Here is a 12,456-nt window from a genome sequence, read left to right on the forward strand (position 1 = left end):
CGTGACCGAGATCATGGCCCAACACCCGTCATTCCGGACGACGCGAAGCGGCGATCCGGAATCTCGAGATTCTCAGGTGCGCAATTGCGCACCATAGTTCTCGCTTCGCGAGCCCCGGAATGACAGCAAACAACGGCCACCATCAGATCACCGCAGCTTCAGCGTGGACAGGCCGGCGAGTGCCAGCATCACCGAGATGATCCAGAACCGGATCACGATCTGCGGCTCGGTCCAGCCGAGCTGCTCGAAATGGTGATGGATCGGCGCCATGCGAAAGATCCGTTTTCCGGTGAACTTGAACGACACCACCTGCACGATGACGGAGACCGCCTCCAGCACGAACAGGCCGCCGATCACCGCGAGCACGATCTCGTGCTTCACCGCGACCGCGATCGCACCCAGCATGCCGCCGAGCGCGAGCGAGCCGGTGTCACCCATGAAGATCGAGGCCGGCGGCGCGTTGAACCAGAGGAAGCCGAGGCCGGCCCCTAACAGCGCGCCGCAGAGCACTGCGAGCTCGCCGGTGCCGGCGACATATTTGATCTGGAGATAGTCGGCGAACACCGCGTTGCCGGCGAGATAGGCGATCATCGCGAAGCTCGCGGTCGCGATCATCACAGGCACGATGGCGAGGCCGTCGAGACCGTCGGTGAGGTTCACCGCATTGCCCGCGCCGACGATGACGAAGGCGCCGAAGACGACGAAGAACCAGCCGAAATGCAGCACGGTATCCTTGAGGAAGGGTATCGTCAGCGCGGTCGATGCGGGATCGCGATTGAKCCGCACCAGCGCATAGCAGGCGGCCAGCGCGATGACCGCCTCGATCAGCAGCCGAAGCTTGCCGCCGAACCCGGTCGTGGTCTGCTTGGTCACCTTGAGGTAATCGTCATAGAAGCCGACGAAGCCGAAGCCGAGCGTGACCGCCAGCACGATCCAGACGTAGGGATTGAGCGGATTGGCCCACAGCACCGTGCCGACCGTGAGGCCGGACAGGATCATCAGCCCACCCATGGTGGGCGTGCCCTTCTTGCTGAGATGCGATTGCGGGCCATCGGTCCGAATCGGCTGGCCCTTGCCCTGGCGGATGCGCAGATGATCGATGATCCAGGGACCGAACAGGAACACGAACAGCGCGCCGGTGACGACGGCGCCGCCGGTGCGGAAGGTGATGTAGCGGAAGACGTTGAGGAAGGTGCGAACGGCACCGAAGCCCGGAAATGTGTTGGAGAGTTCGATCAGCCAGTAAAACATTCAGACGGTCCTATGGCGCCTTTGCAGGCGGCCTTCTTCGCAAGTAGCCCTGGCCTTCACCCCGGCCTCGACGTGCCTCACGCGCATGCGCTGGTCTTCATCATGGGTCGGGCGACCTCTAAGAAACCTGCCGGCTTCGCGCCGCAAAACGGTGGGAACGGGAACAGCGCCTTCCAAGCAGTTTACGCCTTTGCCTGCAAGGCGGCCACTAGGGCCGGCACAAACTTGTTGACCCAGAACATCTTCTTGCTGCCCTTGACAACCACGACATCGCCTGCCTTCAGCAGGCCCGCGACCTCGCCCGGCTTCAGCGTGACGGGATCGTCGTGCCAGCCGAGGCCCTTGCCGGCCGGCAGCACGTCGTAGAGATGCCGCATCAGCGGCCCGACGCAGTAGACGCCGTCGATGCCGTCGAGATGCCCGGCGAGACCGGTGTGATAGCCTGGTGCGTCGTCGCCCAGCTCCAGCATGTCGCCGAGCACCGCAATGCGGCGGCCGCCGCCCATGTGGCGGGCCTGGAGGCTTTGCAGCGCAGCAGCCACGCTGGCCGGGTTGCCGTTAAAGCTGTCGTCGATCACGGTGACGCCGCCGACCAATTGCTCGACGCCGCGGCCGGTCATGATCCCGACCCGGTCGAGCTTGATCGCAAGCGTCGCAGCATCGAGGTTCGCCGCACGGATCGCGGCGAGCGCTGCCAGCGCATTCTGAACGCGGTGCGGCGCGCCCGGCGTCAGACTGAACGCGATCTCCTTCTTGCCGATCCCGGCTACAACCTGCCAGCTCTCGCCATGCGGGGCGTGCGTGATCTCGTGCACCTCGGCATTCTCGCCGAAGCGCACCACCTTGCCCTTCCAGTCGGGCGCCTTGATCCCGGTCGGCAGCACCAGCACGCCGTCCTCGGGCAGGCCGAGCGCGATCGACACCTTCTCGCGGCGGATCGCTTCAAGCGAGCCGAGCTTTTCCAGATGCACCGGCTGGACGTTGACGACGAGCGCCACGGTCGGCCGCGTCAATTCGCTGAGCCGCGCGATCTCACCTCGCTGGTTCATGCCCATCTCGACGACCCAGAGGCTCGCATCGGACCTAGCATTGCACAGCGTCAGCGGCACACCCCAGAAATTGTTGAAGCTCGACGGGCTCGCATAGGCGTTCGGATAGGCCGCGAGATATTCCTTGGTGCTGGTCTTGCCCGCGCTACCGGTGAGCCCGATCACCGGACCGTTGAAGCGCGCGCGGGCGGCGCGCGCGAGGCCCCAGAGGCCGTCGATCAGCGTGTCCTTGACGACGATCTGCGGAATGCGGATGCCGGCAATCTCGTGCGGCACGATCATCGCGACGGCGCCGGAGGCTTCCGCCTTGTCCGCGAACTCCCAGCCGTCGCGCGCGCTGGCGAAGGCGGAAATGAAACCGCCGCTCGGCGTGCCGCTCAGCGCGACGAACAGGCTGCCCGGCTTCACCAGCCGGCTGTCCTGGGTGACGAAGTCGATCGGCGTATCCGGGAATGATCCGGCAGCGCCCAGCGCGCGCGCCACCTCAGACACCGTCCAAATTGGCGCGCTCATGCCACCCTCGTCGCTAATGCGGCGGCAACCGCCTCGTGATCACTGAAGGGCAGCACCTCGCCGCCGACGATCTGCCCGGTCTCGTGTCCCTTGCCGGCGACGAGCAACGCATCGCCCTCCTGCAATTCCTCGATCGCGGCGCGGATCGCCGCGGCACGGTCGCCGATCTCGCGGGCGCCCTTGGCGGTGGCGAGGATCGCGGCGCGGATGGCCTCGGGCTTCTCGCTGCGCGGATTGTCGTCGGTGACGATGACGCCGTCGGCATTCTCCGCCGCGATCTCGCCCATGATCGGACGCTTGCCGGCATCGCGATCGCCGCCGGCGCCGAACACGACGACCAGCCTGCGCTTCGCGTAAGGCCGCAGCGCCTGCAACGCCTTCGCCAGCGCGTCGGGCTTGTGCGCGTAGTCGACGAAGATCGGCGCGCCGTTGCGCTCGCCGACGCGCTCCAGCCGGCCCTTGGCGCCTTCGAGATGCTCGAGGCTCGCAAACACATTGGCGGCGTCGCTGCCGGTGCCGATCGCAAGGCCGGCCGATACCAGCGCGTTCTCGATCTGGAATTCGCCAACCAGCGGCAGCCGGATCGCGTATCGCTTGCCGCGATGCTCGACCGCGAGGACTTGCGAAAAGCCCTCGACCTCGGCACCGATCAGAGCAATGCCCTCGCCTGCCCCGTCGCCATTGCGGCCGACCGCCATCACGCGCAGGCCGCGCGCCTTCGCCGCGTCGATCACTTCAGCCGAGCAATCATGATCCGCGGAGATCGCGGCCGCACCGTCCGGCGGGACCAGTTCGCGGAACAGCCTGAGCTTTGCCGCCAGATAATGCGCGACGGTCGGATGATAATCCATGTGGTCGCGCGAGAGATTGGTGAAGCCGCCGGCGGAGACGCGCACGCCGTCGAGGCGGTACTGGTCGAGCCCGTGCGAGGACGCCTCGAAGGCAAGATGCGTGACGCCATCGCGCGCGATCTCATCGAGCTGCCGGTGCAGCGCGATCGGATCCGGCGTCGTCAGCGAGCCGTAGACCGTGCGCTTGGGCGAGACGAGGCCGATGGTGCCGATGCTGGCGGAGACATGCCCCAGCCGCTCCCAGATCTGCCGTGTGAACGCGGCGACCGAGGTCTTGCCGCTGGTGCCGGTCACCGCCGCGATGGTCGCGGGCTGCGCGGGGAAGAATCTTGCCGCCGCGAGCGCCAGTGCGCGGCGCGGATTGGTCACGGCGATGAACGGCACCTTGGAGCTGGCCGGCGCATGGTCGCCGACGACCGCCGCCGCCCCTGCGGCAACCGCAGCGTCGATGAAGCGCGCGCCGTCGGTCTTGCTGCCGGCCAGTGCGAAGAAGAGATCGCCGGGTTTGACCACACGGCTGTCGAGCGCAACGCCGGTTACGTCGAGCGCCGCGACAGCGGGCTCGGTCTCGGCATCATTGCCTAAGAGGTCGCGCAGTTTCATGGTCGTCCAGTCGACATGCCGTGCCGGAAAGCCGAACCGCCGGAAAACACCGACTCAGCGGCGGCCACGGCCACCCCGGTTGATTACTGGGTTGCCCTGGATGCTGCAAGAATAAGGCGGTCGGACGGCGGCAGATCGAACCGGGGTTCGACCCCCAAAAGCGGCGCGATCCGCTCGATCACCTTGCCGCCCGTGGGCACCGCGTTGAAGCCCGAGGTGATGAAACCATGCGTCTCGGGCAACGCCTGCGGCTCGTCCAGCATGACGAGAATCTGATATTTCGGATCGTCGGACGGCATGATCGCGGTGAAGGAGTTGAGCACCCGCTTCTTGGCATAGCGGCCGTTGATGACCTTCTCGGACGTACCGGTCTTGCCGCCGACATAATAGCCCTTCACGTCGGCGGATTTGGCAGTACCGATTTCGGCATTGAGCCGCATCAGATACCGCATCTTGTCGCTGGTCTCCTGCTTGATCACGCGCTTGGCCATCGCCCGCGCTTCGTCTTCGCTGCGTTTCATGAAGGTCGGCGGAATCAAATAGCCGCCGTTCATCAGGGCGTTGATGCCCATCACCGCCTGGAGCGGCGCGACCGACAGGCCCTGACCGAACGCGATGGTGACCGTGTTCAGCTCACCCCAGCGGCGCGGCACCAGCGGAGCCGCGCTCTCCGGCAGTTCGGTACGCAGCCGCGTCAACTGGCCCATCTTGGTGAGGAACGCCTTGTGCGCCTCGACGCCCTGGCTAAGTGCGATCCGGGCGGCGCCGATGTTGGACGAATAGGTGAACACTTCCTTGGTGTTGATGAAGCGCCCGAGCGAGTGGCTGTCGTGAATGGTAAACTTGCCGTAGTGCAGGTTTCCGCGTGCATCCCACGACGAGTTCAAATTGATCTTTCCGGAGTCGAGCGCCATCGCCAGCGTGAACGCCTTGAAGGTCGAGCCCATCTCGTAGACGCCTGTGGTCAGGCGGTTGATGCGGTCGGGATCGTGCGCTTCCTTCGGATTGTTGGGATCGAAGTCCGGCAACGAGACCATCGCCACGATCTCGCCGGTCTTGACGTTGGAGACGATGCCGGAGGCTGCCTTGGCGTGGAACTTGTCCTTGGCCTTGAGCAGCTCGTCGCGGAGCGCGTGCTCGACGCGCAAATCGATCGACAGCTCGATCGGCTTTTGCAGCCGGTCGGTGGCAAAGCCGGCGCGGTGGAGATCCGCGAGGCCCTGATTGTCGAGCCACTTCTCCATGCCGGCGATGCCCTGATTGTCGATGTTGACGAGACCGATGAGGTGGGCGACCTCGTTGCCGGTCGGATAGACGCGCTTGTTCTCGCGCAGGAAGCCGATGCCGGGAATGCCGAGCTTGTGGATGTCCTGCTGCTGCTTCGGTGTGACCTCGCGCTTCAGCCAGACGAAGCCCTTGCGTGTCTTCAGGCGCTCGCGCACCTCGGCCTCGTCGAGGTCGGGCACGGTGGCGGTGAGCAACTCGATCGCCTCGTCCTTGTCGATGATGCGGCGCGGCTCGCCGAACAGGCTCGACGCCTTGACGTCGGTCGCGAGGATCGCGCCGTTGCGGTCGACGATGTCGGGCCGCGCGGTCGCGACCACCTCCTGCGCCGCGGCGCGCCGCGCGCTGTGGGCGTCGGCGCCGATCGCGAACATCACGAGCCGGCCGCCGATCAGCGCATAGACCCCGGCGAAGGCGAGGATCGCGAGCCCGACGCGCGCCCGCGCCTTCGCGGCGCGATCGACGTTGCGCCCGTAGAGCAGACTGCGGATCAGCCGCTGCCGCCACGGTTCCACAGGTTTGGCCGGAGTCGCAGCGCTCATGGCTTGTCCTCGGGCCGAGGCACGGAGCCCGTCACCGTATCGGGATCGCTCGCGGCTTCGATGGTGTTGAGCATGGCCCCGATCGGGTCGGGCTCGCCCGGCCGGAACATCCGCGGCGGACGCTCCGGCAGGTTCTTCAGTGAATCATATTGCGTGCCGTTGACCGGCTTCAGCGGCAGGTGCCGCTCGGCGAGGCCCTGCAGGCGCAGGGGCGCATCGAGCTTGGCCCATTCCGACCGCAGCGCCGCGATCGCATCGCGCTGCTCGCGGATTTCCGCGTGCAGCCGCAGCACCTTCTCGGTGCGCGCCGTGGAGTCCATCTTGATCCGGTAGACATAGGCCGCCGCGAAGATCAGCGCGCCGATGACGAAGAGGTGGATGATGCGCATGCGCTAGCCCCCCCTCATCACGTCGGAGAGTCTTGGCCAGGACGACGGCTCGCCGTCGTCATGCGCGGGTGCGGCGGTCCGCTCGGCGGCGCGCAGTTTTGCGGAACGGGCGCGCGGGTTATGCGCAACTTCGGCTTCGCCCGCGATCACGGGCCGCCGCGTCAGAAGCTCGAAGCTCGGCGCGGTTTGCGCCACTTCCGGCAGGTGCCGCGAGCCACCACCGGTTTTGGACCGCTCGGCGAGAAAATTCTTGACGATGCGGTCTTCCAGCGAGTGGAACGAGACCACCACGAGCCGCCCACCCGGCTTGAGCACGCGCTCGGCTCCGGCAAGCGCCGTGGCAAGCTCTTCCAGTTCCTCGTTGACGAAGATGCGCAGCGCCTGGAACGTCCGCGTCGCGGGATGAATGTCGCCGGGCTTGGAGCGCACGACCCTTCCGACGAGTTCGGCGAGCGCGCGCGTGGTCGTGAACGGCGTCTCTTGCCGGTCCGCCACGATGGCGCGGGCGACGCGGCGCGAATGCCGCTCCTCGCCGAAGAGATAGATGATGTCGGCGAGATCGGCTTCCGAAGCGCGCGCGACGACGTCGGCGGCGGTCGGTCCCGCCTGCCCCATCCGCATGTCGAGCGGACCGTCGAGGCGGAACGAGAAGCCGCGGCCGGCCTGGTCGAGCTGCATCGAGGAGACGCCGACATCCATTACGACGCCGTCGACGGCATCGACGCCTTGCGCCGCGCAGACTTCGGCGAGATTGGAGAAGCGGTCCTCGACCAGCGTCAGCCGGCCGGCGAAGCGTTCGACCAGTTCGGAACCGGCTGCGATCGCCGTCCGGTCGCGATCGATTGCGATCAGGCGGGTTCCCGGCACGTCGAGGATGGCGCGGCTGTAGCCCCCGGCGCCAAAGGTGGCGTCGACATAGAGACCGCCATCGCGCGGTGCGAGATGGTCGATGGCCTCACGGCCGAGAACAGGGATGTGCGGAACCGAGTTCATGCGCCACGCCCGGCGAACGCCCAAATGAACGTCCAGGTTAAATCGGGGGCGAACAAGCCCATAACGCCTCGAATGATTCCGCGTCGCGGCGGTTCCACGACCAAATCCTCGTCCAGAACGGTTGCCGAGCCCGGTCGTCCCCGGCCGCAAACCCAGTGTTCCCAGTGGAATTTGTCGGGCAGCCATGGGATTTCGAGCCAAAAACGCCTTGGCCGCCTCCGGACGCGGGTCGGCTCTTCACCTCTCAGTAACGGCCCTTAGCGTTAAGAAAGCGTTGATCGGCTGATTACAAGTCGAAAAGGTCGCCGGTGGTGATGCTTCATCCACACACAGAGCGCAAAATGCACCCGTTAACCGCGCCGCGCGATTGCGCCCGCCGACGGGTAAAGGAATAGTAAAGAGAAGGGCTTGTCTTTCTGTCCCTGCCCGACTTGAGCTGCTCATGCCGTCCGGTTTGTCCGTGTCACCTGGATCTGATTCGAAGCGCCAACGCGTTCTCCCGGTTCCCAAGACGGTGGCGGGCATGCGGACGTTCGACCCCGATTCCTCCATCGTGTCGGACATCATCCCCTCGCCGAACTATGGGGACCGCAGCAAGGGACGGCAGCCGGACATGATCGTCCTGCACTATACCGGCATGCCTGACGTCGAGGGCGCGCTGGCGCGGCTCTGCTCCGCCGGCACCGAGGTGTCGGCGCACTACGTCGTGCTCGAGGATGGCCGCATCGTGCAATGCGTGCAGGAGGTCAAGCGCGCCTGGCACGCCGGCGTGTCGGCCTGGGCCGGCGAGGACGACATCAACTCCTGCTCGATCGGCATCGAGATCGTCAACCGCGGCCACGACTGGGGCTATCCCGAGTTTCCGCTGCGCCAGATCGCGGCCGTGATCGCGCTGTGCCGCGGCATCATGCTTCGCCGCAAGGTGCCGGCGCACCGGGTGCTCGGCCATTCCGACGTGGCGCCCGCGCGCAAGAAGGATCCCGGCGAAAAGTTTCCGTGGCATTCGCTGGCCAATTCCGGCGTTGGTCATTGGGTGACGCCCGCACCCGTCGTGCGCGGCGAAAGCCTGATGCTCGGCACCATCAGCGACGAGGTGCTGAGCCTGCAGCAGGCGCTGGCACGATACGGCTACGGCGTGCCACTGACCGGCAAATACGACGCCGCGACCATGGAAGTCGTCACCGCCTTCCAGCGCCATTTCCGCCCGGCCCGGCTGGACGGGGTCGCGGATCACTCGACGCTGTCAACCTTGCAGGCGCTGCTGGCGAGTTTGCCGACGGAGACGGTGGTGGCGACGAAGTGACGGCGTAGCCGTCATTCCGGGGCGCACGAAGTGCGAGCTATGGTGCGCAATTGCGCACCTGAGAATCTCGAGATTCCGGGCTCGATGCTTCGCATCGCCCCGGAATGACGGTGCTAGTTGTCCATCTCCCTCATCCTTCGCGCATACAGCCGCCGCAGCGGCTCGAGCTGCGTCGCCGCCGTCGCGGCGACATAGGCCGCGCGCGCCTCTTCCTTGCGCTCCAGTCGCCGCAGCAGATCCGCACGCACCGCCGGCAACAGCGCGTAGCCGTCGAGCCCGCCGCGCGCGGCGATCGCATCGACGAGATCGAGCGCGCGCGCGGGACCATCGACCATCGAGACGGCCGCGGCGTGATTGAGCTCGATCACCGGCGACGGATTGATGCGCAAGAGCACCTCGTAGAGGCCGGCGATCTGCGGCCAGTCGGTCTGCTCGTAGCTCGGCGCACGGGCATGCAGCGCGGCGATCGCGGCCTGCACGGCATAGGGCTGCGGGCGGCCGGGCACGCGGAGCGCGTCGTCCACGAGACGCAGACCTTCCTCGATCTGCACGCGATTCCACAGCGAACGATCCTGCTCTTCCAGCAGCACGACGTCGCCGGCCGCGGTCTCGCGCCCGGCGCGGCGCGCATCATGCAGCAACATCAAGGCGAGCAGGCCTTTGATCCCGGCGCGATCCGGCATCAGCCGGTCAAGCAACCGGCCGAGCCGGATTGCCTCGGCGGCGAGATCGGGCCGCATCAAATCCGCGCCCGAGGTCGCAACATAGCCTTCGGTGAAGACGAGATAGATCACCGCGAGCACGCCGTTGAGCCGCGGCGCCAGCGCGGCGTGCTCGGGCACTTCATAAGGAATGCCGGCGAGCCTGATCTTCTGCTTGGCGCGGACGAGGCGCTGCGCCATCGCATCCTCGCCGACGAGGAAGGCGCGCGCGACCTGCGCCATGGACAGCCCGCAGACGGTGCGCAGCGTCAGCGCGACCTGGACCTCGATGGCGAAGGCTGGATGGCAGCACGTGAAGATCAGCCGCAGCATATCGTCATCAAGCGTCGCCGGAGGCTCGTCGGGCGCCTGAGCGTTGAGCTCGAGCTCATGCACCAGCGCCCGCTGCTTGCCGCGGAACACGGCCTGCCGCCGGATGCGATCGATCGCCTTGTTGCGACCGACATTGACGAGCCAGGCGCGCGGATTGTCGGRCACCTCGCCCGCCGACCAGCGTTCGAGCGCGACCGCGAAGGCATCCTGGAGTGCGTCCTCGGCGAGATCGAAATCGCCGACGAGGCGGATCAGCGTGGCAAGCACCCGCCCCGCCTCGTCGCGAAAAATCCGAGCGATGTCGGCAGGACAGATCACTTGTAGATCATGACCGGCCTGACCTCGATGGATCCCTCCTTGGCCCCGGGAATCCGCGCGGCCAGCCCAATGGCGGTGTCCAGATCCTTGGCCTCGACCAGATAGTAGCCGCCGAGTTGCTCGCGGGTCTCGGCGAACGGACCGTCGGTGGTCAGGGTCTTGCCATCGCGCACGCGCACGGTGGTCGCGGTCGTGGTCGGCTGAAGCCCGTCGCCGGCCTTGAAATGGCCGCTCTGGACGATGGACTGCGTATAAGTGCCGTACTCTGCCGACATCGCCTGACGGTCGGCGGGGGTCATCTTGCTCAATTCCGCTTCGCTCCGGTAGATCAGCAATAGGTACTGCATGGCTTACTCCTGTTGTTCGGCTTGATTGCCGACATCCAGTCGAACGGGGCCAACATCAAACGACATCCTCGGGATGATTATTCGATATCAGCGGACGAGATCATTTGTAGATCATCACGGGCCTGACTTCGATTGATCCGTCCCTGGCTCCGGGAATCCGCGCCGCCATTGCGATCGCAGCGTCGAGGTCTCTCGCCTCGACGAGATAATAGCCGCCGAGCTGCTCGCGGGTCTCGGCGAAGGGACCGTCGGTCGCGAGTATCTTGCCGTCGCGAACGCGAACAGTCGTCGCAGTCGAGGTCGGCTGAAGCCCGTCGCCGGCCTTGAAGTTGCCGCTCTGGACGATGGACTGGGTGTAGGCGGAATACTCCGCCAACAGCTTCTGGTAATCTGCGGGGTCCATCTTGCTCTGTTGAGCTTCGTTCCGGTAGATCAGCAGCAAATACTGCATCGCTTAACTCCTGTTGCTCGGCTGGATTGCCCGCATCCAGTCGAACCGGACCCACGCCCAACGACATGTTCAGGATAAATTATTTGCAGCCGGCGTGCGCGACGATCTCTGCTTGACGAAACCGTCACAAATGCCCATGCGTAGGCCGTCAGTCGGCCGGACGGCCGCCCTTGCAAGTGCCGAAAGGCCGCCGGGGAGGAAAGTCCGGGCTCCCTTGACATACGGTGCCGGATAACGTCCGGCGGGGGCAACCCCAGGGAAAGTGCCACAGAGAACGAACCGCCCGCCGTCGGCCCTTCGGGGCTATGGCGAGGTAAGGGTGAAAAGGTGCGGTAAGAGCGCACCGCGGCGCCGGCAACGGAGCCGGCATGGTAAACCCCACCGGGAGCAAAACCGAATAGGGACGGCTTAAGCGGGCTGTTCGCGCAAGCGATAACGCCGCGGGGCGATGTCAGGCCCGCCGTCCGGGTAGGTTGCTCGAGGCCATGTGCAAACATGGTCCCAGAGGAATGGCCGTCACGTATCGTTCGCGCAAGCGGACGGTGCCTTACAGAACCCGGCTTACAGGCCGGCTGATATCCTAACTTACCAGGAAGTGACGAGGGGTTCGATGCTGACCGCATCGGGCCCCTCACCATTTTGGCTTGGAGAGGCAGAAAGTCTGCCCTCGTTCACCACATTTAAACCTTAAGATTTTACGAAAGGAGGCTGACCACAGGCCGCAGGAAACATGCGAACACCCTTCGTACAGAAGCCATCCGTGGACTTCGGGCAATGAAGGTTTTGCAGACCAGCTGCATCGTGTGCGTTATCGCATCCGTGGGACTTTATCTGGCCGGCGGAAACAGACCGGCCGCGACGGACCCGGATGTCATGCCGGAAGCGGCAGTGAACATGATGGCTCCTGCGTACATGGTGACGCCTGCCTTGTACGCCGAGGCATCCGCCAGACTTGCGGCGGCGCTTCGGGCAGAAAGAGCAGAGCTTGGCTCGGCGACGTCAGCAGGTTCCGGGCCGTTGAGCACCGGAGCCGAGATCGCCGATGAACCCGTCGCGCCGAAATTGGCGTCGTTGGGACAGGATATCGTCCAACCGCTGCCGGCAGAACGCGATGCGTCCAACGATGCTCCGAAAGCGGCGTCGACGCAGGATTTCCGTTATCYGATCTACTACGTCTGGTCCGAACTGCCGCCCGCAGAGAAACCGGCGGAGATCGTCTTGCGTGCGTTCAAGGACATTCCGGTCGGAACGCCGGCCGAAGAGATCAAGCGAGTTTCCGACGCGCTTGGTCTCGATTTCAATTTCATGATGGCGGTTGCCAAGATCGAATCCGGTTTCAACCCCAATCAACGCACAGGGTCGTATATCGGCCTGTTTCAGCTGAGCTTGTATGAGTTCGGGAAGTTCGGCTTCGGGCAGATTCGCAACCCGCGGGACAACGCCGTTGCGGCCGCCTACAAAATCATTACCGAAGGCGTCCAGTTCGAGTGGATCACGCACCGGACGCCGGACATGAGCGATCTTTACC

Annotated in this window: 11 protein-coding genes and 1 other RNA gene; 3 read left to right on the top strand and 9 right to left on the bottom strand. The window is 65.4% G+C overall.

The window, feature by feature from the left end; translation table 11 throughout:
- Window positions 1-147 precede the first annotated feature (147 nt).
- The 6 genes from mraY to rsmH form a co-directional block, all read right to left on the bottom strand.
- Window positions 148-1,251, bottom strand: a complete 1,104-nt coding sequence (gene mraY, locus ACXJL8_RS18985; RefSeq protein WP_456685402.1) for a phospho-N-acetylmuramoyl-pentapeptide-transferase — start codon at window positions 1,249-1,251, stop codon at window positions 148-150.
- A 182-nt stretch (window positions 1,252-1,433) separates the two neighbouring features.
- Window positions 1,434-2,813: a UDP-N-acetylmuramoyl-tripeptide--D-alanyl-D-alanine ligase gene (locus tag ACXJL8_RS18990; protein ID WP_456622410.1), complete on the bottom strand. Its 1,380-nt coding sequence runs from the start codon at window positions 2,811-2,813 to the stop codon at window positions 1,434-1,436.
- Window positions 2,810-4,267, bottom strand: a complete 1,458-nt coding sequence (locus ACXJL8_RS18995) for a UDP-N-acetylmuramoyl-L-alanyl-D-glutamate--2,6-diaminopimelate ligase (protein WP_456622411.1) — start codon at window positions 4,265-4,267, stop codon at window positions 2,810-2,812. The genes ACXJL8_RS18990 and ACXJL8_RS18995 overlap by 4 nt, the downstream gene beginning before the upstream one ends.
- Window positions 4,268-4,350: 83 nt before the next feature.
- On the bottom strand, window positions 4,351-6,093 hold the full coding sequence (locus tag ACXJL8_RS19000; RefSeq protein ID WP_456622412.1) for a peptidoglycan D,D-transpeptidase FtsI family protein: 1,743 nt from the start codon (window positions 6,091-6,093) through the stop codon (window positions 4,351-4,353).
- Window positions 6,090-6,482, bottom strand: a complete 393-nt coding sequence (gene ftsL, locus ACXJL8_RS19005; protein WP_456622413.1) for a cell division protein FtsL — start codon at window positions 6,480-6,482, stop codon at window positions 6,090-6,092. Before ftsL ends, ACXJL8_RS19000 begins: the two co-directional genes overlap by 4 nt.
- A 3-nt stretch (window positions 6,483-6,485) precedes the next feature.
- The gene (gene rsmH / locus ACXJL8_RS19010) at window positions 6,486-7,475 is read right to left on the bottom strand and encodes a 16S rRNA (cytosine(1402)-N(4))-methyltransferase RsmH (protein ID WP_456622414.1); all 990 of its coding nucleotides are present in this window, start codon (window positions 7,473-7,475) and stop codon (window positions 6,486-6,488) included.
- A 523-nt stretch (window positions 7,476-7,998) separates the two neighbouring features.
- On the opposite strand from rsmH, the gene ACXJL8_RS19015 reads away from it, so the two are divergent.
- Entirely contained in the window at window positions 7,999-8,778 is a 780-nt protein-coding gene (locus ACXJL8_RS19015) for an N-acetylmuramoyl-L-alanine amidase (RefSeq protein WP_456622415.1), read from the top strand.
- Window positions 8,779-8,891: 113 nt separating this feature from the next.
- Here ACXJL8_RS19015 and ACXJL8_RS19020 read toward each other — a convergent pair whose 3' ends face one another.
- From ACXJL8_RS19020 to ACXJL8_RS19030, 3 genes are all read right to left on the bottom strand, one after another.
- Window positions 8,892-10,130, bottom strand: a complete 1,239-nt coding sequence (locus ACXJL8_RS19020; RefSeq protein ID WP_456685403.1) for an RNA polymerase sigma factor — start codon at window positions 10,128-10,130, stop codon at window positions 8,892-8,894.
- Complete coding sequence (locus tag ACXJL8_RS19025) at window positions 10,127-10,477, bottom strand: YciI family protein (protein WP_011089353.1); 351 nt, start codon at window positions 10,475-10,477, stop codon at window positions 10,127-10,129. The genes ACXJL8_RS19020 and ACXJL8_RS19025 overlap by 4 nt, the downstream gene beginning before the upstream one ends.
- 100 nt (window positions 10,478-10,577) lie before the next feature.
- On the bottom strand, window positions 10,578-10,928 hold the full coding sequence (locus ACXJL8_RS19030) for a YciI family protein (RefSeq protein ID WP_027544654.1): 351 nt from the start codon (window positions 10,926-10,928) through the stop codon (window positions 10,578-10,580).
- Window positions 10,929-11,076: 148 nt separating this feature from the next.
- Between ACXJL8_RS19030 and rnpB the strand changes: the two genes are divergently transcribed.
- Together rnpB and ACXJL8_RS19040 are read left to right on the top strand one after the other, a co-directional pair.
- Window positions 11,077-11,508, top strand: an RNA gene (gene rnpB, locus ACXJL8_RS19035) — RNase P RNA component class A.
- 194 nt (window positions 11,509-11,702) lie between these two features.
- On the top strand, window positions 11,703-12,456 hold a 754-nt coding region (locus tag ACXJL8_RS19040), incomplete at its 3' end, for a transglycosylase (protein ID WP_456685404.1).

The sequence above is a fragment of the Bradyrhizobium sp. P5_C11_2 genome (assembly GCF_054049755.1).

Coding starts and splice junctions, on each gene's coding strand:
- ACXJL8_RS18990 (WP_456622410.1), bottom strand. CDS start 2,813: ATGAGCGCGCCAATTTGGACGGTGTCTGAGGTGGCGCGCGCGCTGGGC.
- ACXJL8_RS18995 (WP_456622411.1), bottom strand. CDS start 4,267: ATGAAACTGCGCGACCTCTTAGGCAATGATGCCGAGACCGAGCCCGCT.
- ACXJL8_RS19000 (WP_456622412.1), bottom strand. CDS start 6,093: ATGAGCGCTGCGACTCCGGCCAAACCTGTGGAACCGTGGCGGCAGCGG.
- ftsL (WP_456622413.1), bottom strand. CDS start 6,482: ATGCGCATCATCCACCTCTTCGTCATCGGCGCGCTGATCTTCGCGGCG.
- rsmH (WP_456622414.1), bottom strand. CDS start 7,475: ATGAACTCGGTTCCGCACATCCCTGTTCTCGGCCGTGAGGCCATCGAC.
- ACXJL8_RS19015 (WP_456622415.1), top strand. CDS start 7,999: ATGCGGACGTTCGACCCCGATTCCTCCATCGTGTCGGACATCATCCCC.
- ACXJL8_RS19025 (WP_011089353.1), bottom strand. CDS start 10,477: ATGCAGTACCTATTGCTGATCTACCGGAGCGAAGCGGAATTGAGCAAG.
- ACXJL8_RS19030 (WP_027544654.1), bottom strand. CDS start 10,928: ATGCAGTATTTGCTGCTGATCTACCGGAACGAAGCTCAACAGAGCAAG.